The sequence below is a fragment of the Yoonia sp. MH D7 genome (assembly GCF_054439475.1).
The window spans coordinates 2,179,917-2,200,850 of sequence record NZ_JBTJCF010000001.1 but is presented as its reverse complement, the minus strand read 5'-3'; the positions used below and the strand labels follow the sequence as shown (position 1 = coordinate 2,200,850).

Genomic DNA, 20,934 nt, shown 5'->3' with positions numbered 1-20,934 from the left:
AAAACTGCGTAAGGTGTGCGCGAGTAGTTAGGGTATTCGTCGGTCAATAAAAGGGGAAATGCCGAGGAAGTGAGAGTTTACGCTGTTGCGTTGCGTCAAAGTGCCTTTCGGGCATTGAGCGCGGCCGTAATTGTTCCATCGTCGAGGTAGTCAAGCTCACCGCCAACCGGAACCCCCTGTGCCAGAGACGTCACGGTGATGCCCGGCATCTGATCCGCAATGTAATGCGCCGTTGTATGCCCGTCGATGGTGGCCCCAAGTGCGAGGATGACCTCGTGGATATTCTCGGAGGTAATCCTGTCGAACAGTTTCGGGATGCGCAACGTATCAGGCCCGACAGCATCCAGCGCCGATAACGTGCCCCCAAGCACATGATAGCGGCCTTTGAATACGCCAGACCGTTCCATTGCCCAAAGGTCGGCCACGTCCTCAACCACACAAATCTGTCCGATATTGCGTTTTTCTGACGTGCAGATGTCGCAGATGTCAGTGGTGCCGACATTGCCGCAGTTCAGACATTCGCGCGCAGTGGCACCCACACGGTGCATCGCTTCTGCGAGAGGGATCAGCACAAGGCTGCGTTTTTTGATCAGATGCAAAACCGCGCGGCGGGCCGAACGTGGACCCAACCCCGGCAATTTTGCCAGCAGTGAAATCAGATGATCAAGATCATCGGTGCCTTTGTTCATACCGGCACACCAAATTTTCTAAAATATTTGCAGGCTAACGAATTTTCCAGAAAATCCGGTGTGATCAAAGGCAATGATAACATTTAGAACGGAAGGTTCATGCCAGCCGGCAGACCCATTGCTTCTGCCATTTTCTGCATCTCGGCTTGCGACCGCTCTGCTGCTTTTTGCTGCGCGTCTTTGATGGCTGCCAAAATAAGATCTTCGACAACTTCTTTCTCGTCGCCGTTGAAAATAGACGGATCAATGTCCAGCGCTTTCAGGTCGCCTTTGGCGGTTGCTGTTGCCTTTACAAGCCCCGCACCAGACACGCCCTCGACCATGATATTGCTCATCTCTTCTTGCATCTGGGCCATTTTGCCCTGCATTTCTTGTGCTTGTTTCATCATTTTGGCCATATCGCCAAGTCCGCCCAAACCTTTTAGCATTGTGAAATCCTTTTCCAGTGTCGCCTATTAGCCAGTGTTGCCTGTTAGATAGGGGGTTGAACGGGCGTGAACAAGATGTGCTTAATCTTCGTCAAACGGATCCCATTCGTCCTCAACCTCTTGCAGCGCGCCTTCAAAGGCATCGTGCTGTTTTTCGGCTTCTGTACTGATCTTGGTGATTTTGGCCTTTGGAAACGCGTGAATCACCGCTTTGACCAAAGGATGGCTTTCGGCAGCGCTGCGCAGTGCATTCTCGGTCTCGTCGCGCACCTGTGCAATTGTGGGCGCGCCACCCTCGTTTACAACCGTGATTGCCCAGCGATTGCCGGTCCATGCTTGCAACCGCGAGCCAAGCCGCCCCACCAGATCCGCCGCCGCATCTGCCGTCGGGTTCACTTCAATCCGCCCAGGCTGATAATTAACCAGCTGAAGGCCCGTCTCGACTTCTACCAACAGCTTTACATCGCGGTGTTGGCGGATCAACGTGACGACATCTTCAAACCTTGCGTAATGCGCCAATGCATCCGTCGCCAGTGCCACCGCAACCTGTGCCGATCCGGATGGTCCCGATGGGCCACTATGCGTCGGCGTTTGTGACGTTCCCATCGCATTTGTCGTGCCTCCGGATGCTGGGGCAGGCCTGCCACCAGAAGGGCCACCGGCAGGCGGCGTTGCATGCTCCAGCTTCTTGACCAACTCCTCGGGCGAGGGCAAATCCGCCACATGGGTTAGCCGGATCACGGCCATTTCTGCCGCCATCATCGCATTGGGGGCTATTGCCACCTCTTCGAGCGATTTCAACAACATTTGCCACATACGGCTTAACACACGCATCGGTAAATCAGCGGCCATTGCTTGCCCGCGCGTGCGCTCGTCAGGGCTAATCGTCGGGTCCTCTGATGCCTCAGGGGTAATCTTGGTCACACTGATCCAATGGGTGATCTCGGCCAAATCGCGTAACACTGCCATCGGGTCGGCCCCATCCGCATACTGCCCCGATAACTCGGTCAACGCCCCTGCGGCCTCACCCTTCAAGATCATATCAAACAGATCAAGCACACGCCCACGATCCGCCAATCCCAACATCGCGCGCACCTGATCCGCAGTGGTCTCGCCCGCACCATGGCTAATCGCCTGATCCAGCAAAGACTGCGCATCACGTGCCGATCCTTCCGCCGCGCGGGTGATCAACGCCAGCGCATCATCCGAAATCTCGGCACCCTCGGCATTGGAAATCTTGCGCAACAAGGCAATCATCACCTCGGGCTCAATCCGGCGCAAATCAAACCGCTGACAGCGCGATAGCACCGTCACAGGCACCTGCCTGATCTCGGTCGTCGCGAAAATGAACTTCACATGCGCAGGCGGTTCTTCTAGCGTTTTCAACAAGGCGTTAAACGCGCCTTTCGACAGCATGTGAACCTCATCGATGATATAGATCTTATAGCGGGCCGACGCTGCGCGATAATGCACCGAATCAATAATCTCGCGGATGTTCGCGACGCCGGTATTGGATGCCGCATCCATCTCCATCACATCAACATGACGACCTTCCATGATCGCCACACAATGCTCGCACTTGCCGCACGGGTCGGTCGTCGGTTTGCCTTGCCCGTCAGGCCCGATGCAATTCATCCCTTTGGCAATGATCCTTGCCGTGGTGGTTTTACCGGTCCCGCGAATACCCGTCATCATAAACGCCTGTGCAATCCGGTCCGCCGCAAAAGCGTTTCGCAGCGTGCGGACCATCGCATCCTGCCCCACAAGATCAACAAAGGTCTCGGGGCGGTATTTGCGGGCAAGGACTTGATAGACGGGGGTGTCGGTCATGGGCACTTTCATCTGTATTAAAGGCGGCACAGTGCAAGGTAAGGTGTGCAAGGCGGCGCGTCCACCCGTCTTGGGCGGGCTTAACTGGATGCAGCGCGCGCAGAGAGGTTTTGGAAAATAGCGTCGATGTCGGGCAGGGCGGTTTGCACGAGTTTTGCAGCCGCTGCATCACTCAGAATACGGTCGCCCCAGCCGCGTCGTATTGACCCCAGTCCCGCTACATTCGCAGCGGTCGAGGTCGTTGCATAAACATAACCGCTGCGCACATCCATCATCAGTATCCCGGCGCGTCCTGTGGCGTTGAACCCGTTCCCTTCGCGGCCGCCGCGATATCGTGCGCTTGCGTACCTTGCCCGCGTCGGTTCCCGTGCCGATCAATCCTTTGTCGCGGCTGGTTTCCGTCTGGGTGACGGATTTTGATGGCGCGCCTCTAGACCGCAATGGGGCGGATTCGTTTGCCTCCCTTGCCGCGACGATTCGCAAAGACGTGCACCCGCGCACACTCATCGAGCACCTGCTGGCCGCTGGCACAGTGGAGTTGCGCGACGAGAAAGTTCATTTGCTGGCGAGATCATATCAACCCCTGTCAGGCGCGCAGGACCAGCTTGATTATCTGGCCGCAAATGGGGGTGACTATCTGTCCGCGGGGGTCGCCAATGCCGTGCAATCGCCCGCACCATTTTTTGAACGCGCCGCACATTTTAACCAATTATCACCCGCCGCTGTGGCCGAATTAGACGCGCTCTACCGTGAAAAGCAGATGGCAGTTTTGCAAGACATTGCAGCGCGGGCTACGCGTTTGCAGGACACTTCGGCAGGTACTATGCGGTTTCGGGCAGGCGGCTATTTTTACAGCGAGGACGAGACATGATGCGCAAAATTATACGTTTGGCGGCGTTTCTTGCGCTGACCGCTTGCGCCGCGCCGCATCACATCTGTGACGGTCCGCGCGACGGCGGCATTGGCGGTACTGGAACCTGTGTGCAAGCACCCGCCGCAATGTAAAACTACTTGTTTTTCTTCTTCATCGCGGCTTTCACAACCTTGCCAAACTTGCGCGAACGCGCGTGCGCTTGTGCAATGGTTTCAGTCGCTTGCGTGTCCTCGCGAACCAGTTTTTGATACCGCTTTAATCGCTCGGAATCAATCACACCCGACCCAATCGCCGCCTGCACCGCACATCCCGGTTCGGTCTCGTGCTTGCAATTGCGAAACCGGCAATCGCCCTCAATCTCTGAAATCTCGGGAAATGTCGCAGCAATCCCTGCTGACACATCCGCAACTCCAAGTCCGCGCATACCGGGCGTATCAATCAACCAGCCCCCCGTCGGCAATCTGTGCAACGACCGCCCCGTCGTCGTATGCCGCCCGCGTGCATCATCCTCGCGAATACCCTGCGTCAGAAAATTCTCGCCCGTCAGCGCATTGGCCAAGGTGGTTTTCCCAACCCCCGAAGACCCCGCCATTGCAACGGTCTGCCCCTTGCCAATCCACGGTGCCAACGCCGTCGCGACGTCGCCGTGTAACGCATCAAGCGCGATAACTTCCAGATTGCGTCCCAAGGCTCTCGCTTGGTCAATATACCCGTCAGGGTCGCCCGATTGATCGGCTTTGGTCAGTAAAATAACAGGGGTAATATCGGCGTCATGGGCCAGCGCCAGATACCTTTCCAGCCTTGCGACATTAAAATCGGCATTGCAGGACGTGGTAATAAACAGCGTGTCGATGTTGGCCGCAATCAATTGCCTGTCGCCAAACACATAATCGGACCCGCGCTGCAACGTGCTGATACGGTCCAGACGGCGGATCATTTTTGCGGCCTCTGGATCGCATAACACCCAATCACCAACGGCAATGCCTGCCGTCGACAGACCGGTATCAAGCGCCAGATCAAACGGTCCTTTTTCTGTCAAAACTGCAATCCGCGTGCGATGCACACCATTCACGCGGGCAGGGGTCACCGTGCCAATTTCGTCAATGTCCAGCTGAGCGTTGTAAAACGCAGTCCAGCCAAGGTCAGCGTTCGTCAAAGGTGTCATGTCAGCGCTTTCGAAAATCGCCGCGACAGGCCTGCGAGCAGCATGACCATGATGCGGGGAAAAATCAGCGCGACCCTACCGAGGATGTTACAAAATCAACCATTTTGATCCTCCATGACAGTCTGCGCGCTACCCCATATGCGAGGGGTGTTAGGTGAGAGGCTGGACATCGACCCAAGTGGGGCTCGTTGTGGCTGCTTCCTTCCGGATCTGACCAGGTTGGCGAGGCACTCGCCCGCGCCAACCTCTCACGTTTTATATAGAGTGCTAAACCGGAACACGCAAGATGGTCACAGGGTCAAAGTGAAAATGCCAAAACCATCACGCGCCCAGATCCAGCGTGTTAAAATACTGCGCGGGTTTCCTTGCAGGAAATCGCACATGTCAAACAGCAAGGTGCTGACGGTGGGGCCATTGCGATGCGCTTCGATCAAATCGGCAATTGCATATGAAGATCTGTGGTTTCTAGTATCCGGAACCGTGCCGTTAGCGCAGCGCTGTTCGGGGGCAGGGGCGAAGATGAAATAGTGGCAGACTTCACGAATGTAGCTCAGACGCGTTAAATTTAATTAACCATGCGGTAGGCGACGAACCGTTTGAAATCATGTTCTGAACATGTCATTTGCGTGCCATGTTGATTGCAGAAACAGTGACTTTTGGCGGGTCTGGTCTGGACCGCGCGGCGCATTTGCGCCCTGATGCAGACCGTCTTGCAGATTCGAGCGCGGCCCGCGTGGTCGTATTCTGGCGTGGCAAGGTTTTAGTGACCCCGCGCGATGATCTGGCGCGACTTGCAATGGAACACCCGATCTTGAAATCCGCGCGTGCCGAGTTGATTTATCTCGGGCAAGAGGGCGATCAACCGCTGTTTGCAGCCGACATTTCAACGTGGGTTCCGGATGGTTTTGATGCTGATGCGCCTCGGGGCTTTGTGGATGATTCGCGGCAGGTCCACCCGACAGCTCCCGATGCGGGCTTTGCCGAGATCCGGACGATCATGACACAGCTGACCCCGCGCGATGCAGAGGTGGCAGCCACCGGTAAAGCGATTCTTGAATGGCACCGCAGCCACAGATTTTGCGCCAAATGCGGCGCGCCGAGCCAGATCGCAATGGCCGGCTGGCAACGCGACTGCGCAACATGCGGCGGGCACCATTTCCCGCGCACCGATCCTGTTGTCATTATGTTAATCACATTGGGTAATTCTGTGCTGATGGGACGCTCGCCGGGTTGGCCCGATGGCATGTATTCCCTGCTAGCGGGTTTTGTCGAGCCGGGTGAAACGATCGAAGCGGCAGTGCGCCGCGAGGTATTTGAAGAGGCCGGTGTGCATGTAGGACAAGTGTCATATCTCGCTAGTCAGCCGTGGCCTTTTCCCGCGTCTCTGATGCTAGGCTGTGCGGGCGTAGCCACCAGTAAGGACATCAACGTGGACCCGCTAGAGATTGAAGATGCGCTATGGGTCACGCGCGAGGACATGGCGTCTGTTTTCGCGGGGCAACACCCGTTGATAAAACCTGCCCGAAAAGGGGCCATCGCGCATTTTCTTCTGGAAAACTGGCTCGCGGACAGGTTGGACTAACTTAGGTCGTAAAGCGGCGGCGCTTAGACGCAAACTTAAGGCAAGATCACGATGAAATTCAGCACACGCGAAGATATTGAAGCCCCGATTGACTATGTTTTTTCGCGGATTACGGATTTTAACGGCTTCGAGCGTCAAGCATTGCGCCGTGGGGCTGACGTGCAGCGCGTTGATCCGTCGGCGGTGATCCAGCAGGGCTCCGCTTGGGATATCGGCTTTAAATTTCGCGGCAAGGACCGCAAAATGAAAGCCACGATTGCGCGTCTGGACCAGCCAACAGTGTTAACGATACAGACGAGCGCCAACGGGATCGAAGGTGAAACGCTGATCGAACTTGTTGCATTGTCGCGCAACCGTACCCGCCTGTCCGTGATCATTGACCTGACGCCCAAGGGCCTGTCGGCGCGTTTGTTATTGCAATCGCTCAAGCTGGCAAAAACCAATCTGACCCGCAAATTCAAGCTGCGCGTGTCCGACTTTGCGACGGATATCGAAGACAGCCACGGAAAACGGGTTTAGCGCTCTAACCTGCGCGGATCTGCGGGATATACCCCCATCAATTGTAGATGGTCGGTGAAATACCCCAATTCCTCTAGCGCCAGTTGCACGTTCCTATCGTCAGGATGCCCTTCGATTTCCGCGTAGAATTGCGTTGCCGTGAAATGCCCGTCAACCATATAGCTTTCCAGTTTGGTCATGTTCACACTGTTGGTCGCAAATCCGCCCATCGCCTTATATAGTGCCGCAGGAATGTTGCGTACACGGAACACAAAACTGGTCATCATGCCGTATTCGCCACGCCGCGCGTGATCGGGATCGCGGGCCATGACCAAAAATCGCGTGGTGTTCCGGTCACTGTCCTCGATGTGGCGGGCCAATACATCCAGCCCGTAAATCTCGGCAGCCAATTCGGACGCCAGCGCCGCCGCACTCATATCATCACCCTGTGCAACTTCTCGCGCCGCACGCGCATTGTCAGAGGTCGCATGTGGGGTAATCGTGTGTTTGCGCAAAAACTTCCCGCATTGGGGCAAAATAACCGGATGTCCAAAGGCGTGCCGGATACCTGTCAACGTGGATCCCGATTTGCCCAAAAGGTTCACGTGCACCCGCACAAAACTCTCATCCACAATATGTAAACCGCTTTGTGGCAACAGCGAATGTACATCCGCCACGCGCCCGTAAGTAGAGTTCTCAACCGCAATCATCCCCAGATCGGCGGCACCGCTACGCACAGAATCAATGGCGTCATCAAAGGTTTCACAGGGCAAAGGTTCAAAATCGGGGCGGGCATCAACACAAGCTTGATGTCCATAGGCACCTAATTCACCTTGAAATGCGATTTTTTGCGGCATTGTGCGTCCAGTTCCGTTAGATGATGTAAGAATGGGCAATTCGTCGCGGGACTATACCTTGCAACCAAGGGTGTGAAGCGGATAGATAGCTACAAAACTGCGAACGGAATGGAACGCGACATGTTCGACACTATGACGATGACAAAAATTATGGGCGGCCTTTGTGGTGCCTTCTTGATATTCTTGCTGGGTGGCTGGGCCTCCGAGACGATTTATCACGGTGGCGGTGGCCATGGTGACGATCACGCGCAAGGTTATATGATTGCCGTGGCTGATGGCGATGCGCCAGAGGCCGAAGCCGAGCCAGAGGTCGACTTTGCGGTCGTGATGGCATCTGCGGATGCCGCAGCTGGCGAAGGTGTGTGGCGGAACTGCCGCGCATGCCACTCTACCGAAGAAGGCAAGAACAGCACCGGTCCTTCACTTTACGGCGTTGTCGGACGTCCGGTCGATTCTATCAGCGACTTTAACTATTCCGGCGCACTGGAACTTGTTGCTGATGTCTGGACACCAGAAAACATGAACGGGTTCCTTACCAGCCCATCTAATTTTGCACCTGGCACAACAATGTCCTTTAAAGGTCTTTCAAAAGTTGAAGACCGTGCAAACCTGATCGCGTATCTGGATAGCATTGACGGCTAATTCGCCTCAGATTGAATAGACGGGGCCGCGCACGCAAGTGACGCGGCCTTTTTCTTGTGCAATTGCCCCGATCACAGGCTGATCACGCAATCTCAACTTGAATGTTACGCCCTTGCCCCTTTAGCGTGACAATAGGTTAAACAGGGGTCAGATATGCGAAACCAAAAGCCACAACAAACCGCCGCGACAACAGCGCAAGCACCGGTGCGGCTATGGCTCGGCGCATCCGCCTTGGTGGTTGGCGGCGCAATCTGGGCAGATCAGGCATTTGCCGATAATCACGATGCGGTCACGGTCACACATCGCTATTCCAACTTCGACGACACCAAATATCCTGTCGATTTCGCACATCTGGACTACGTGAACCCTGATGCGCCCAAAGGCGGCGAAATCTCGCAATGGGCGCAAGGCACCTTTGACAGCTTTAACCTGTCTACCCGCAAAGGCACCCCCGCAGCCCTTGCGACAATCGGCTACGAAAGCATTCTGGTCGGCACCGCTGACGACGCTTACGGCGCATACTGCTATCTGTGCACAACAATGGAATACCCCGAAAGCCGCGATTGGGTGATCTTCAACCTGCGCGACGATGTGACGTTTTCCGACGGCACAGGCATGACCGCCGAGGATCTGGCCTTCACTTTCCAAGCCTACCTTGAGCAGGGAATCACCGAATACCGCGAAGTCTATTCGCAGTTCATTCAAAGCGTCGAAGTGCTCGACCCCTACAAAATCAAATTCACTTTCACCGAGGACGCGCCGCGCCGTGATGTGGTTACTTGGGTCGGCGGCACCAGCGCATTTTCAAAAGCGTGGTTTGAAGAGACCAGCGCGCGTCTGGACGAATCAACCAACGAGCCGTTTATGGGGACAGGTCCCTATTTACTGGATAGCGTCGATATCGGTCGGCAAATCATCTACCGCAAAGACCCGAACTGGTGGGGCACAGACCAGCCAATGAACATCGGGCGCAACAATTTCGAGACGATCCGTGTCGAGTATTTCGCCGACAGCTCTGCCGCCTTCGAGGCTTTCAAATCAGGCGCCTATACCTTCCGCACCGAGAGCAGCTCAAAGGAATGGGCAACCGGCTACAATTTCCCGGCACTTGAAAAAGGCTGGGTCAAAAAAGAAGAGCTGGCCGACGGGTCAATCGGATCGGCGCAAGCCTTTGTTTTCAACCTCGACCGCCCACAATGGCAAGATGCGCGTGTGCGCGAAGCCATTGGCCTGATGTTCAATTTTGAATGGTCCAACGAGACCCTGTTTTACGGGCTTTACGCGCGGGTCAATTCGTTCTGGCAAAACTCCGACCTTGAGGCAAAAGGCATGCCATCCGAAGGCGAAATCGCGATCCTGCAACCCTTGGTCGATGAAGGATTGCTGCCCGAAACCATCCTGACCGACGAGGCCGTCACAGCACCAACCTCATCCACCACAAACCGTCCACTGGACCGCGCCAACCTGCGCGCGGCCTCTGCCTTGCTTGATGACGCAGGCTGGATCGCTGGCAGCGACGGAGTGCGCCGCAAGGACGGCCAGACCCTCGACGCTGTTTTCCTGAACTTCTCGCCGCAATTTGACCGCATCGTGAACCCGATGATCGAGAACCTGACGCGGCTAGGCGTGAACGCAAAACTCGACCGCGTAGACACCTCGCAATATATCGAACGCCGCCGCACCGGCGATTTTGATCTGGTGAACCATACAATGACCCAAAGCTTTGAGCCCGGCCAACAGCTTCGCCAATGGTTCGGATCAGAGGCGGCGGACGATAGCTCGCGCAATATCATGCGCCTGCGCAGTCCCGCTGTGGACCGGATGATTGACGCCGTGGTCACTGCCGAAGGGTTGACCGATATCCAGACTGCATCACGCGCTATGGACCGCGTTTTGCGCGCCCAAGGTTTCTGGATTCCCCAATGGTTCAACGACAAACACACCATCGCTTATTTTGACCAATACCGTTATCCTGAAAATCTGCCACCCTTTGCGCTGGGGGAACTGGATTTCTGGTGGTATGACGCCGATGCCGCAGCCGCGTTGAAAAGCGCGGGCGCGTTCCAGTAAGCAAGATCAGGTAACGACAGACAAGGACCCCTCATGGCCGCATATATCCTGCGCAGGCTGCTGCTTGTGATCCCCACGTTGTTGGGCATCATGATCATTAACTTTGTGCTGACACAATTTGTCCCCGGTGGCCCGATCGAGCAAATCATTGCCAAAATGGAAGGCGGCGGTGACGTGTTTGAAGGTATCGCAGGCGGCGGTAGCGAAATCATGGAAGGGGCCAGCGATGACTACATCGGCGCGCGTGGCTTGCCGGCTGACTTTATCGCAGAATTAGAACGCGAATTTGGTTTCGACAAACCCCCGTTAGAGCGGTTTCTGACAATGATGTGGAACTACATGCGCTTTGATTTTGGCGACAGTTATTTTCGCTCGATCTCTGTGGTTGATCTGATTCTCGAAAAGATGCCCGTCTCAATCACGCTTGGCCTCTGGTCGACCTTGATCGCCTATATGATCTCGATCCCGCTCGGCATCAAAAAAGCGGTGCGCGACGGCTCGAAATTCGACACATGGACATCGGGTGCTATCATCGTCGGCTACGCGATCCCGGGGTTCCTGTTTGCAATCTTGCTGATCGTCCTGTTCGCAGGCGGCTCGTTCTGGCGGTTCTTTCCCCTGCGCGGCCTCACCTCGGACAACTTCGCCGACCTGACACTCGCAGGCAAGGTTCTCGACTACCTCTGGCACATCACTTTGCCGGTGCTGGCCTCAACCATCTCTGCCTTCGCAACACTTACTTTGCTTACCAAAAACAGTTTCCTCGACGAGATCAAAAAACAATATGTCATGACCGCGAAAGCCAAAGGCCTGACCGAGCGCCGCGTCCTTTATGGTCACGTCTTCCGTAACGCGATGCTGATCGTGATCTCAGGCTTCCCTGCTCTGTTTATCGGGGTCTTCTTCGGCGGCTCGCTGATTATCGAAACTTTGTTCAGCCTCGACGGCTTGGGCCGCCTTGGTTTCGAGGCCGCAGTCGCCCGCGATTACCCCGTTGTTTTCGGAACACTTTTTGCATTCTCTCTCATGGGTCTCGTCATCGGCATCATCACCGATCTGACCTATGTTTTCATCGACCCCCGTATTGATTTCGAGGCACGCGGCTAATGCGCTTATCCCCCCTTAACCAACGCCGCTGGCGCAATTTTCAACGCAACAGGCGGGCTGTCTGGTCGCTCTGGATTTTCGGAATTCTGTTTGGTCTGTCCCTCTTCGCTGAGTTTATTGCCAACGATAAACCCATCTTGGTGTCCTACCGGGGCGAGTTACGCATGCCTGTCATCTCGTTTTACGCGGAAACCGACTTTGGCGGCGACTTCCCGACAGAGGCAGGATATTCCGACCCCGAAGTGCAATGCCTGATCGTGACAGGGGGCCTTACCGATTGCTTTGACACCCCCGACGATCTGATCGCAGCGGTCGCAAACGGTGATACCATCGATATCGAAGGTTTTCAGGCCGGCTGGATGCTCTGGCCCGTCATCCCCTACGCCTACGACACAATCGTCGACGTTGCTGGCGTCGCCCCCGCACCACCCTCGGAAACAAACTGGCTCGGCACTGATGACACCAAACGTGATGTTGTCGCCCGCATCATCTATGGCTTCAGGCTCTCCATCGTCTTTGCACTGATCGTGACCACTGGCGCCTCTCTCATCGGCGTCGTCGCTGGCGCAATCCAAGGGTACTTCGGCGGCTGGACCGATCTTGTCTTCCAACGCTTCATCGAGATCTGGACAGGCATGCCCTCGCTTTATGTGATCATCATCGTGTTCGCGATTGTCGGGCGAAGTTTCTGGCTGCTAGTTTTCCTCACCATCTTGTTCGGCTGGCCATCCCTCGTGGGCGTGGTGCGGGCCGAATTCCTGCGCGCGCGCAACCTCGAATACGTCCGCGCCGCAAAGGCGCTCGGCGTTTCGGACCGCGTGATCATGTTCCGCCACATGCTGCCAAACGCGATGGTTGCAACCGTCACCATGCTGCCGTTCCTGATCACAGGGGCCATCGGCGGCTTGGCCTCGCTCGATTTCTTGGGCTTTGGCCTGCCATCCTCGGCCCCGTCCTTGGGCGAACTCACCCTACAAGCCAAACAAAACCTGCAAGCGCCATGGCTCGCCTTCACCGCCTTCTTCACATTCGCGATCATGCTCTCGCTGCTGGTGTTTGTCTTTGAAGGTGTGCGCGACGCGTTTGACCCCAGAAAGACGTTCTCATGACCCGCATCCTGAATGTTGAAAATCTCAACGTCAGCTTCCGCCAAGACGGTGAAACAACCCACGCTGTGCGCGGCGTCACCTTCCACGTCGACAAAGGCGAGACCGTGGCCTTGGTCGGCGAAAGCGGCTCTGGCAAATCCGTCACAGCCCTCTCGACTGTGCAACTTCTGACCGATAGCGCCAATGCCACAGGCTCGATCACCTACGCAGGCACAGAAATGATCGGCGCATCCGAGCGTGATTTGCGCGCCGTGCGCGGCAACGATATCAGTTTCATTTTCCAGGAACCGATGACGTCATTAAACCCGCTACACACAATTGAGCGGCAACTGCGCGAGAGTATTGAGCTGCATCAAGGTTTGCGCGGCCCCGCCGTCGCCGACAAAATTATCGAACTGCTGAACCAGGTCGGCATCCGCGACGCCGCCTCTCGCCTCGGCGCCTACCCGCACCAACTGTCTGGCGGGCAACGCCAGCGCGTCATGATCGCCATGGCCCTCGCAAACGGCCCCGAACTGTTGATCGCGGATGAGCCGACAACCGCCCTCGACGTGACCATCCAAGCGCAAATCCTCGATCTGCTGAGTGATCTCAAACGTGACGTCGGCATGTCGATGCTGTTCATCACCCACGATCTGACCATCGTGCGCAAAATCGCCGACCGTGTCTGCGTGATGAAAGACGGCGAGATCGTCGAACAGGGGCCGACCGCCGAAATTTTCGCCAACCCCCAGCACCCCTACACCCAAACCCTGCTCGCCGCCGAATCCACGGGCGTCCCCGCGATTGTGCCTGATGACGCCGCAACTATCGTGGAAACCAAAAACCTGAAAATCTGGTTCCCGATCCACGCTGGCTTTCTCAAACGCACCGTCGGCCATGTGAAAGCCGTCAACGATGCAACCCTGCACGTCAGGGCAGGGGAGACATTAGGCATCGTCGGCGAAAGTGGCTCTGGCAAAACCACTCTGGCACTGGCCATCATGCGGTTGATCCGCTCCGAAGGACACATCGCCTTCATCGGCGCCGACATCCACGCGCTCACCCCCAGCCAAATGCGGCCCCTGCGCGGCGACATGCAAATCGTGTTCCAAGACCCCTACGGCTCACTTTCCCCGCGCATGACCGTGGCTGAAATCATTGCCGAAGGACTGGCAATCCACGGACTTGCGCCCGGTAAAAACCGCCGTGACATGGTCGGTGAAATCATGCTGGAAGTCGGCCTTGAGCCGTCCTTGATGGACCGCTACCCACACGAATTTTCGGGCGGCCAACGGCAACGCATCGCCATAGCGCGCGCCATGATCCTGCGTCCAAAACTACTGGTCCTCGACGAGCCTACATCTGCTCTCGACATGACCGTGCAAGTGCAAATTGTGCAACTTTTGCGTGACCTACAGGTCAAATACGGACTTGCCTACCTGTTCATCAGCCACGACCTGAAAGTTGTGCGCGCACTGTCCCACAAGGTGATGGTGATGAAACAGGGCGACGTGGTCGAGGCTGGAAGCGCTGCCGATATTTTCGACGCGCCCAAAACCACGTACACCCGCGCCCTCATGGCCGCAGCCTTTGAAGGGCGGACGCTTTAGCCCTCAGAGCCGATCATGAAACAAGGCGTGCCACGCGCGGTCAAACGACGGCAGGCAAGATCGGCTGTTTCACGGCTTAACCCCATGAAATTCGCATCAAATCCACGCGCATTGCTCACCACTTTACGCAGCGATCCGTCCAGCGTGCTCATCTCGTTCAGGGCAACGCGCAACAATACGCGCTCTGCCTCGTAACGAGAGCCGTAGCGGCCAACATTAACGCCCCATTGCCGCCCGCCAGAGGTGGAAATGCGGGTGACAATTTCAGGCTCCGGCTCTGCCACAACAGGGATATCAGCCGAGGCTGTCACAAGGTTTGTCGGGCGCGACTGCGGCGCAAGATCCGCGGTCGCAAGCGCCAAAGCAACGGCATCCTGGGCCTCTGTCGGTGCCGGTGCACTGGCGACTACCGCCGAGCCGACGGCCTCGGCCAAGGCGGAATTAATCACATCGGTATTCACAGCCAACAACACTTCGGGTTCGGGCGTTGGTCGCTGCTGCGGACGCGGACTTTGCGAAATACTGCCTGTGACGCGCACGGTTTTGCCCGCTCCGCCATTGGTTGCGGGGCGCGAATTGCCTTGCACAATCTCGGGATCAGCGGAGGCAATCAAATCAGGGCGGTCAATCGTCGCGCGTGATGGTGCGCGGTTAAATCCTAAATCCATCAATTCGGTGATTTGCGCATTACGCGCAGCCGTCGAAGTGCCGCCGAAAACGGTGGCAATAATCCGCTCGTTGCCGCGCTGTGCAGAGGCCACAAGGTTAAATCCTGCCGCGTTGGTAAACCCTGTCTTGATCCCGTCTCCACCTTCGTAGCTGTCCAGCCAACGACGATTCGTGTGACGTACTTCGGCAATGCCCGCATCCGCAGTGCGGCGCGAAAACAGGTTATAATACTGCGGGTAATCATAAATCACGTGGCGGCCAAGCACCGACATATCCCGAGCAGTCGACAAATGCCCGCTCTGCGTCAGGCCATTCGCATTAAGAAATGTGGTGTCGTTCATGCCCATCGCCTTAGCGGTGCGGTTCATGCGGACTGCAAATTCTTCCTCTGACCCCGAAATCGCCTCGCCAATGGCTGTCGCTGCATCATTGGCCGATTTCACCGCAGCAGCGCGCAATAAATAACGCATTTTGATGGTTTGCCCGCTGCGCAGCCCCAATTTAGAAGGCGGTTCTGACGCGGCATTCGCTGTGACTCGCACCTCGGTATCTAGCGTGATTTCCCCGCGCTGGATGGCCTGAAACGCAATATAGAGCGTCATCATTTTGGTCAGTGATGCAGGATGCAACCGTGTATCGGCATTACGCGCATGTAAAACCTCGCCGGTGCGTGCGTCCATCACAAGTGCTGCATAGGGTGCCGCATGGCTCTTTGATCCCGCAAAGGATACGCCTGCCAAACAAATGCACAAAAATACCCACCTGAGGGCCATTGGTCCTGAACGTTTTTTCACGTCGATTGCCTCGATTTTTACTGCCTCTGACCCCGAATTTGTTTCAGGTGCCTTTGAATTGCCATCAAGGTAGCACAAAGCTTATTCTCGGAAAATACCCTAATTTCAAAGACTTTCAATGTGACGTTCACATGTGTCATGGGCAGATGTGGGGCTTGATGCGCGACAGGACCCTATATCGGCGATTGTGGCAGGAATGTGGCGAAATTTGCACGTCAGAATCGCAATTTACCGAAGCCTCCCCCGAGGGGTTTTAACTCGCGCTGTGTGGTCTATATATAGGCAAATCCAATTGGGATACGGTGATGCTAGCTTACTTTTACATGATGGCGGACAAAACGGATGACGACGACGGTGACGTTGGCGTTGCTCTGTCGACGAAACCCAAGACGAAACGACCGCCGATGTATAAGGTGTTGATCCTGAATGACGATTTCACACCGATGGAATTTGTTGTGATGGTGCTGGAAAAGTTCTTTGGCATGTCACACGCCCAATCATTCGAATTGATGCTGGAAGTTCACAAAAAAGGCCTCGCCGTTGTGGGTGTCTACAGCCACGAAATCGCGGAAACCAAAGTCGCGCAGGTCCTCGACTACGCGCAACGTCACCAGCATCCGCTGCAATGCACGATGGAAAAGGAATAGCGCGAGCTATTCGTTACGGAAAAAGAATAGCCAAAGGCTATCCGGTTAGGACCCCATGTCAAATTCACGTCTCACCACTGCCATCATTGATGGCGCTTTGATCTTGCCCGCAGGCAAAATCACGCTGATCCGCCCACCTGCCGATTACGATGTTGCCGCGTTGAACCGCGACGATGTGATGATCAGCCAGGGCTTCTATCCTGATTTCGCCAGCTGGAACGACGCGGGCTATGTCGTGACCGGGCGTCCCGAACCAGCAACTGTCGCCATTGTCGTTGTGCCGCGCTCCAAAACGCTGGCACGGTCGCTTGTCGCTCAAGCCGCATCTTGGGCGCAGATTGTGATCGTTGACGGGCAAAAAACCGACGGCGTCGACGGTCTGTTCAAGGATTGCCGCAAACGCATCGGGACAATCCCGTCGATCACCAAAGGGCACGGGCGGATTTTCTGGTTTTCCGGCACCAATGCCTTTGCCGACTGGATCGCACCGCCGCCCGCTAAAGGCGCGCATGGCTACTACACGACCGCAGGCGTGTTCTCTGACGGGGCAGTGGACAAAGGTTCGCTGCTCTTGGCCGATAACCTACCCGAAAAACTACCCGCGCGCATGGCCGACCTCGGGGCTGGCTGGGGCTATCTTGCCGCACCGGTTCTGGCGCGGTCCGGCGTGCAATCGCTTGATTTGATCGAGGCAGAAGCACTCTCGATTGATTGCGCCCGCCTGAACGTCGACGATACACGGGTCACTTTCCACTGGGGCGACGCGACAGCCTTCAAGCCAAAAACCGGTTACGACGGGGTCGTCATGAACCCGCCATTCCACACAGGTCGCGCAGCCGAGCCGCAGGTTGGCCGCGCCTTCATTGCAGCAGCCTCACGTGTCCTTGCGTCACACGGCAAACTTTGGATGGTCGCAAACCGGCACTTGCCTTATGAACAAGCTTTGCGGGATCACTTCCGTAACGTCGATGAAATTGCAGGCTCTGCTGCGTTCAAAGTGTTCCACGCCACCCGTCCGACCCGTTAGGAGAAGAACAATGTCATTTTCGATTTCTGGCAAGACCACGATTGTTACAGGGGCCGCAAACGGTGTCGGGCTCGCTATCGGACGGCACTTTCTTGCTCAGGGGGCAAAGGTCGTCTTTGCGGATATGGATGAAGAGGCGCTGCAACGTGAATTGGGCGACCTCGCCGAAAATGAAGAAAACGTGCTGATTTTTGCCGGTGATTTGCGCAAAAAACTGACAATTGCAAACCTGCTCTCGGCCACAGTGGACGCCTTTGACCGTGTCGATATTCTGGTCAACGCGGCGCGGCAGATCCTGCCAACCGATGCGTTATCTGCCAATGACAATTCGCTCGAAGAACTTTTGCAGCAGAACCTGATTGCGGGCCTGCGCCTTAGTCAGGCGGTCGCGCGGCGCATGATCAAACAAGCAGGCAAACCTAGCGAAGATGAACCCGCCGGACCCATCGGCTCGATCGTCAACATCTCGTCAATTGCAGCACGGCGCACGCACCCCGACCTATTGGCCTATTCGGTCAGCTGCGCCGCATTGGATCAAATGACCCGCTCGCTGGCTGTGGCCTTGGCATCAAAGCGGATTCGCGTGAACTCGGTGGCCTTTGGCTCTGTGATGAGCGCAAGCCTGAAAGGGTCGATGCAAGCCGACGACGATCTGCGCGATTGCATTATTGACAGCACACCATTGCACCGGATCGCGAGCGCGAGCGAGGTCTCGGACGCCGTGCAATATCTGGCAAGTGACGCTGCGGGATTTGTTACAGGACAGATCATCACTGTCGACGGCGGCCGCACCTTGATTGATCCCGCCGCCGTGTCAGCGCATTAATTATTCAGGATAGGTGGCAATGCACTGCGCGCGCGCGGAGTTCGCGTTGGATAGCATCTGCTGCTGACGCTCCTCCAACGACACCAGCTTGGCGCGCTCTGCATTCAGGTCAACCGCGACAGGAACAGTCACGTCGCGCACCACGACATCCGAACACCGGATCCGTACAACGGTCCCGTCAGGCAGTTTGGAACTGCACCGCGACGGTACCTTTCGGACCCTTTGCTCGGTCTCGACCGCGTAGCCGCGCGCAAGGTTCCCGCGTGTCTCGACGATCAGGGCCTGTACCACACGTTGTTCATTAGAAACGGAGGCTAGACAGGCCTCGCGCGGCGTGGCGCAGGCAGCGAGAATCGGCAGCAAGGCAAGTGTGACAAATCGCATAATCCGGACTCCAGTATTGATCTTCGTGTTCAGCTATGGTGCTAAGTTAATCATGATCCAACGGACCATGTTATACAATATCAAAGGAAGAGGCACAGATGTCGGACGCAATGGAACAGCAAAAAGATGTAGCCTCGTCATGGTTCAAAACTCTGCGCGACGAAATCGTTGGTGCGTTTGAAGCGTTAGAAGACCGCCAAACCGCCGGCCCGACTGCAGACCTTCCCGCAGGGCGGTTCGAAGTGACAAAAACCTCTCGCACGTCCGACGACGGTTCCGACGCAGGTGGTGGCTTGATGTCGGTCATGCGCGGCGGACGTGTCTTTGAAAAAGTCGGCGTGAACATCTCAACCGTCTATGGACAGCTCGGCGATGCCGCGCAAAAAGCAATGGCCGCGCGCGGTGTGCCTGGCATGCAAAGCGATCCGCGCTTTTGGGCCTCGGGCATTTCTCTGGTCGCTCATATGCAAAACCCGCACGCCCCCGCCGTTCACATGAACACGCGGATGTTCTGGACCCCCCATGCATGGTGGTTCGGCGGCGGCTCTGATTTGAACCCTTGCATCGAATACAGCGACGACACCACCGCCTTCCACAATACCCAAAAGGTCCACCTCGACCCACACGGCGCCGACCTTTACCCACGGCTGAAAGACTGGGCCGACGAATACTTTTACATCCCGCACCGTAACCGCGCACGCGGCGTTGGCGGTATTTTTATGGACGACCACTGCACAGGCGATTGGGACGCAGATTTTGCCCTGACCCAAGACATCGGCCGCGCGTTTCTGCCTGCCTACGTTCCACTTGTGGATAAACGCCGCAACACCATCTGGAGCGAGGCCGACAAGGACGCACAGCTGATCCACCGCGGCCTCTACGCCGAATACAACCTCGTGTATGATCGCGGTACAAAATTCGGCCTCACCACAGGCCACGACGCAAACGCCGTGCTGATGTCGCTTCCGCCAATGGCCAAATGGGTTTGAGCGAGGGGGAAGGGGGGCTAGCCCCCCAACATCGTCTTACCCAGAAAACTAAGCGCCGCGCACCGTATCAATCATCAACTGCACATTGTCAGGGTTGGCATCCGGTGTGATCCCATGCCCGAGATTGAAAATATGCGGCCCGTTTGAAAACGCTTTGCAAATCGCTTTTGTCTCGCGCACCAAATCTTCACCACCCGTCACCATATGGCGCGATGCCAGGTTACCTTGCACGCAGCCACCATTTTGCACATTCTGCGCGGCCCAATCCGCCTCGACACCATCATCCAACGCGATGCAATCCGCACCCGTCGCCGCATGCATCCCGACATAGCGTGCACCAGCTCCACGCGGAAACGCGATGATCGGTGTGGTCGGATGCTTGGCCTTCAACGCCGCAATAATCCGCTGCTGCGGCTTAATGGAATAGTTCAGGAAATCATCACCCTGTAACGATCCAGCCCAACTATCAAACAGCTTCACCACTTCGGCACCCGCTTCGATCTGGCGCGACAAATACGCAATGGTGCCCTCGGTAATCTGGTGGATCAATCCATCAAACACCGGATGGTTTTCGTCCTTCAGCTTATGCGCAGGTCCCTGATCCGGCGTGCCTTTGCCCGCAATCATATACGTTGCAACCGTCCAAGGCGCGCCCGCAAACCCGATCAACGTGGTCTCCTTTGGCAGCTCGGTCTTCAAAATTTTCAAGGTCTCGTAAATCGGGCTCAAGGTCTCATCAATATCATCCAGCGGCTTCAACGCCGCCAATTCATCCGCCGTCGTAATCGTTGACAACCGTGGCCCTTCACCCGTCACAAACCATAAATCTGCACCCATCGCCTGCGGCAATAGCAAGATATCGGCAAACATAATCGCCGCGTCAAATCCGTAACGGCGGATCGGTTGCAACGTCACCTCGGCGGCCAGCTCGGGGTTATAGCACAGCGACAGAAAATCCCCCGCCTGCGCACGGGTCGCCTTATATTCGGGCAAATAACGTCCCGCTTGGCGCATCATCCAGATGGGCGGGGTGGGCAGCGTTTCGCCGGCAAGCGCGCGAAGGATAAGTTTATCTTGGGTCATAATGCGTTTCCTTTTGTCGCATCTGTCGTCCCAAGTCGCAGCGCCGTTGTCAATGGTGCGCCCCGCGTTTAG

At 56.3% G+C, this 20,934-nt stretch carries 23 protein-coding genes and 1 other RNA gene; 13 read left to right on the top strand and 11 right to left on the bottom strand.

Annotation, left to right across the window (positions count from 1 at the left end; all coding sequences use genetic code 11):
• Positions 1 to 95 precede the first annotated feature (95 nt).
• From recR to ACXLHR_RS10765, 4 genes are all read right to left on the bottom strand, one after another.
• On the bottom strand, positions 96 to 689 hold the full coding sequence (gene recR, locus ACXLHR_RS10780; RefSeq protein ID WP_458791435.1) for a recombination mediator RecR: 594 nt from the start codon (positions 687 to 689) through the stop codon (positions 96 to 98).
• An 83-nt stretch (positions 690 to 772) separates the two neighbouring features.
• A complete protein-coding gene (locus tag ACXLHR_RS10775) occupies positions 773 to 1,117 on the bottom strand; it encodes a YbaB/EbfC family nucleoid-associated protein (RefSeq protein ID WP_458791434.1) in 345 nt (114 codons plus the stop codon).
• Between the two features lie 81 nt (positions 1,118 to 1,198).
• On the bottom strand, positions 1,199 to 2,947 hold the full coding sequence (locus ACXLHR_RS10770; RefSeq protein ID WP_458791433.1) for a DNA polymerase III subunit gamma/tau: 1,749 nt from the start codon (positions 2,945 to 2,947) through the stop codon (positions 1,199 to 1,201).
• Positions 2,948 to 3,027: 80 nt separating this feature from the next.
• Positions 3,028 to 3,222 (bottom strand): hypothetical protein, encoded by a 195-nt coding sequence (locus tag ACXLHR_RS10765; RefSeq protein WP_458791432.1) that lies wholly within the window; start codon positions 3,220 to 3,222, stop codon positions 3,028 to 3,030.
• Positions 3,223 to 3,314: 92 nt separating this feature from the next.
• Here ACXLHR_RS10765 and ACXLHR_RS10760 point away from each other — a divergent pair, with 92 nt between their 5' ends.
• Entirely contained in the window at positions 3,315 to 3,818 is a 504-nt protein-coding gene (locus tag ACXLHR_RS10760) for a DUF6502 family protein (protein WP_458791431.1), read from the top strand.
• The gene (locus tag ACXLHR_RS10755) at positions 3,818 to 3,952 is read left to right on the top strand and encodes a hypothetical protein (protein WP_458791430.1); all 135 of its coding nucleotides are present in this window, start codon (positions 3,818 to 3,820) and stop codon (positions 3,950 to 3,952) included. Before ACXLHR_RS10760 ends, ACXLHR_RS10755 begins: the two co-directional genes overlap by 1 nt.
• Positions 3,953 to 3,954: 2 nt before the next feature.
• On the opposite strand, the gene rsgA is transcribed toward ACXLHR_RS10755, so the two are convergent.
• The 3 genes from rsgA to ACXLHR_RS10740 form a co-directional block, all read right to left on the bottom strand.
• Entirely contained in the window at positions 3,955 to 4,986 is a 1,032-nt protein-coding gene (gene rsgA / locus ACXLHR_RS10750) for a ribosome small subunit-dependent GTPase A (protein ID WP_458791429.1), read from the bottom strand.
• 152 nt (positions 4,987 to 5,138) lie between these two features.
• Positions 5,139 to 5,237: signal recognition particle sRNA small type (gene ffs / locus ACXLHR_RS10745), an RNA gene on the bottom strand.
• A gap of 39 nt (positions 5,238 to 5,276) precedes the next feature.
• Positions 5,277 to 5,420 carry a hypothetical protein gene (locus ACXLHR_RS10740; protein ID WP_458791428.1) on the bottom strand — a complete coding sequence of 48 codons (144 nt, stop codon included), beginning with the start codon at positions 5,418 to 5,420 and terminating at the stop codon, positions 5,277 to 5,279.
• A gap of 197 nt (positions 5,421 to 5,617) precedes the next feature.
• Between ACXLHR_RS10740 and nudC the strand changes: the two genes are divergently transcribed.
• The gene (nudC, locus tag ACXLHR_RS10735; RefSeq protein ID WP_458791427.1) at positions 5,618 to 6,568 is read left to right on the top strand and encodes an NAD(+) diphosphatase; all 951 of its coding nucleotides are present in this window, start codon (positions 5,618 to 5,620) and stop codon (positions 6,566 to 6,568) included.
• A gap of 51 nt (positions 6,569 to 6,619) precedes the next feature.
• Positions 6,620 to 7,087 carry an SRPBCC family protein gene (locus ACXLHR_RS10730; protein WP_458791426.1) on the top strand — a complete coding sequence of 156 codons (468 nt, stop codon included), beginning with the start codon at positions 6,620 to 6,622 and terminating at the stop codon, positions 7,085 to 7,087.
• Here ACXLHR_RS10730 and ACXLHR_RS10725 read toward each other — a convergent pair.
• Positions 7,084 to 7,923 carry a prephenate dehydratase gene (locus ACXLHR_RS10725; protein ID WP_458791425.1) on the bottom strand — a complete coding sequence of 280 codons (840 nt, stop codon included), beginning with the start codon at positions 7,921 to 7,923 and terminating at the stop codon, positions 7,084 to 7,086. The genes ACXLHR_RS10730 and ACXLHR_RS10725 overlap by 4 nt on opposite strands.
• A 108-nt stretch (positions 7,924 to 8,031) precedes the next feature.
• On the opposite strand from ACXLHR_RS10725, the gene ACXLHR_RS10720 reads away from it, so the two are divergent.
• From ACXLHR_RS10720 to ACXLHR_RS10700, 5 genes are all read left to right on the top strand, one after another.
• Entirely contained in the window at positions 8,032 to 8,565 is a 534-nt protein-coding gene (locus tag ACXLHR_RS10720) for a c-type cytochrome (RefSeq protein WP_458791424.1), read from the top strand.
• Between the two features lie 153 nt (positions 8,566 to 8,718).
• Positions 8,719 to 10,635, top strand: a complete 1,917-nt coding sequence (locus ACXLHR_RS10715) for an extracellular solute-binding protein (RefSeq protein WP_458791423.1) — start codon at positions 8,719 to 8,721, stop codon at positions 10,633 to 10,635.
• Positions 10,636 to 10,668: 33 nt separating this feature from the next.
• Positions 10,669 to 11,742, top strand: coding sequence for a microcin C ABC transporter permease YejB (locus ACXLHR_RS10710; protein WP_458791422.1), 1,074 nt, complete (start codon positions 10,669 to 10,671; stop codon positions 11,740 to 11,742).
• Positions 11,742 to 12,851, top strand: coding sequence for an ABC transporter permease (locus tag ACXLHR_RS10705; protein WP_458791421.1), 1,110 nt, complete (start codon positions 11,742 to 11,744; stop codon positions 12,849 to 12,851). The genes ACXLHR_RS10710 and ACXLHR_RS10705 overlap by 1 nt, the downstream gene beginning before the upstream one ends.
• Positions 12,848 to 14,443 (top strand): ABC transporter ATP-binding protein, encoded by a 1,596-nt coding sequence (locus ACXLHR_RS10700; RefSeq protein WP_458791420.1) that lies wholly within the window; start codon positions 12,848 to 12,850, stop codon positions 14,441 to 14,443. The genes ACXLHR_RS10705 and ACXLHR_RS10700 overlap by 4 nt, the downstream gene beginning before the upstream one ends.
• On the opposite strand, the gene ACXLHR_RS10695 is transcribed toward ACXLHR_RS10700, so the two are convergent.
• Positions 14,440 to 15,885, bottom strand: a complete 1,446-nt coding sequence (locus ACXLHR_RS10695) for a D-alanyl-D-alanine carboxypeptidase family protein (RefSeq protein WP_458792527.1) — start codon at positions 15,883 to 15,885, stop codon at positions 14,440 to 14,442. The two genes, ACXLHR_RS10700 and ACXLHR_RS10695, sit on opposite strands and share 4 nt — an antisense overlap.
• Positions 15,886 to 16,211: 326 nt before the next feature.
• Between ACXLHR_RS10695 and clpS the strand changes: the two genes are divergently transcribed.
• The 3 genes from clpS to ACXLHR_RS10680 are packed head-to-tail and all read left to right on the top strand — an operon-like array spanning position 16,212 to position 18,406.
• Positions 16,212 to 16,553, top strand: a complete 342-nt coding sequence (gene clpS, locus ACXLHR_RS10690) for an ATP-dependent Clp protease adapter ClpS (RefSeq protein ID WP_458791419.1) — start codon at positions 16,212 to 16,214, stop codon at positions 16,551 to 16,553.
• Positions 16,554 to 16,608: 55 nt separating this feature from the next.
• Positions 16,609 to 17,580 (top strand): class I SAM-dependent methyltransferase, encoded by a 972-nt coding sequence (locus ACXLHR_RS10685; RefSeq protein ID WP_458791418.1) that lies wholly within the window; start codon positions 16,609 to 16,611, stop codon positions 17,578 to 17,580.
• Positions 17,581 to 17,590: 10 nt separating this feature from the next.
• Complete coding sequence (locus tag ACXLHR_RS10680; RefSeq protein WP_458791417.1) at positions 17,591 to 18,406, top strand: SDR family NAD(P)-dependent oxidoreductase; 816 nt, start codon at positions 17,591 to 17,593, stop codon at positions 18,404 to 18,406.
• On the opposite strand, the gene ACXLHR_RS10675 is transcribed toward ACXLHR_RS10680, so the two are convergent.
• Positions 18,407 to 18,790 (bottom strand): hypothetical protein, encoded by a 384-nt coding sequence (locus ACXLHR_RS10675; protein ID WP_458791416.1) that lies wholly within the window; start codon positions 18,788 to 18,790, stop codon positions 18,407 to 18,409.
• A 98-nt stretch (positions 18,791 to 18,888) separates the two neighbouring features.
• Between ACXLHR_RS10675 and hemF the strand changes: the two genes are divergently transcribed.
• A complete protein-coding gene (gene hemF, locus ACXLHR_RS10670) occupies positions 18,889 to 19,779 on the top strand; it encodes an oxygen-dependent coproporphyrinogen oxidase (RefSeq protein ID WP_458791415.1) in 891 nt (296 codons plus the stop codon).
• Between the two features lie 48 nt (positions 19,780 to 19,827).
• Here hemF and hemE read toward each other — a convergent pair whose 3' ends face one another.
• Positions 19,828 to 20,862, bottom strand: coding sequence for a uroporphyrinogen decarboxylase (gene hemE, locus ACXLHR_RS10665; RefSeq protein ID WP_458791414.1), 1,035 nt, complete (start codon positions 20,860 to 20,862; stop codon positions 19,828 to 19,830).
• Positions 20,863 to 20,934: the final 72 nt, after the last annotated feature.

What these genes read in the sequence shown, in the direction of transcription:
- ACXLHR_RS10775 (WP_458791434.1), bottom strand. Translation starts at nt 1,117, where the DNA reads ATGCTAAAAGGTTTGGGCGGACTTGGCGATATGGCCAAAATGATGAAA.
- ACXLHR_RS10700 (WP_458791420.1), top strand. Translation starts at nt 12,848, where the DNA reads ATGACCCGCATCCTGAATGTTGAAAATCTCAACGTCAGCTTCCGCCAA.
- ACXLHR_RS10755 (WP_458791430.1), top strand. Translation starts at nt 3,818, where the DNA reads ATGCGCAAAATTATACGTTTGGCGGCGTTTCTTGCGCTGACCGCTTGC.
- hemE (WP_458791414.1), bottom strand. Translation starts at nt 20,862, where the DNA reads ATGACCCAAGATAAACTTATCCTTCGCGCGCTTGCCGGCGAAACGCTG.
- clpS (WP_458791419.1), top strand. Translation starts at nt 16,212, where the DNA reads ATGCTAGCTTACTTTTACATGATGGCGGACAAAACGGATGACGACGAC.
- rsgA (WP_458791429.1), bottom strand. Translation starts at nt 4,986, where the DNA reads ATGACACCTTTGACGAACGCTGACCTTGGCTGGACTGCGTTTTACAAC.
- recR (WP_458791435.1), bottom strand. Translation starts at nt 689, where the DNA reads ATGAACAAAGGCACCGATGATCTTGATCATCTGATTTCACTGCTGGCA.
- hemF (WP_458791415.1), top strand. Translation starts at nt 18,889, where the DNA reads ATGTCGGACGCAATGGAACAGCAAAAAGATGTAGCCTCGTCATGGTTC.
- ACXLHR_RS10720 (WP_458791424.1), top strand. Translation starts at nt 8,032, where the DNA reads ATGGAACGCGACATGTTCGACACTATGACGATGACAAAAATTATGGGC.
- nudC (WP_458791427.1), top strand. Translation starts at nt 5,618, where the DNA reads ATGTTGATTGCAGAAACAGTGACTTTTGGCGGGTCTGGTCTGGACCGC.
- ACXLHR_RS10770 (WP_458791433.1), bottom strand. Translation starts at nt 2,947, where the DNA reads ATGACCGACACCCCCGTCTATCAAGTCCTTGCCCGCAAATACCGCCCC.
- ACXLHR_RS10695 (WP_458792527.1), bottom strand. Translation starts at nt 15,885, where the DNA reads ATGGCCCTCAGGTGGGTATTTTTGTGCATTTGTTTGGCAGGCGTATCC.
- ACXLHR_RS10730 (WP_458791426.1), top strand. Translation starts at nt 6,620, where the DNA reads ATGAAATTCAGCACACGCGAAGATATTGAAGCCCCGATTGACTATGTT.
- ACXLHR_RS10675 (WP_458791416.1), bottom strand. Translation starts at nt 18,790, where the DNA reads ATGCGATTTGTCACACTTGCCTTGCTGCCGATTCTCGCTGCCTGCGCC.
- ACXLHR_RS10705 (WP_458791421.1), top strand. Translation starts at nt 11,742, where the DNA reads ATGCGCTTATCCCCCCTTAACCAACGCCGCTGGCGCAATTTTCAACGC.
- ACXLHR_RS10715 (WP_458791423.1), top strand. Translation starts at nt 8,719, where the DNA reads ATGCGAAACCAAAAGCCACAACAAACCGCCGCGACAACAGCGCAAGCA.
- ACXLHR_RS10710 (WP_458791422.1), top strand. Translation starts at nt 10,669, where the DNA reads ATGGCCGCATATATCCTGCGCAGGCTGCTGCTTGTGATCCCCACGTTG.
- ACXLHR_RS10725 (WP_458791425.1), bottom strand. Translation starts at nt 7,923, where the DNA reads ATGCCGCAAAAAATCGCATTTCAAGGTGAATTAGGTGCCTATGGACAT.
- ACXLHR_RS10685 (WP_458791418.1), top strand. Translation starts at nt 16,609, where the DNA reads ATGTCAAATTCACGTCTCACCACTGCCATCATTGATGGCGCTTTGATC.
- ACXLHR_RS10765 (WP_458791432.1), bottom strand. Translation starts at nt 3,222, where the DNA reads ATGATGGATGTGCGCAGCGGTTATGTTTATGCAACGACCTCGACCGCT.
- ACXLHR_RS10680 (WP_458791417.1), top strand. Translation starts at nt 17,591, where the DNA reads ATGTCATTTTCGATTTCTGGCAAGACCACGATTGTTACAGGGGCCGCA.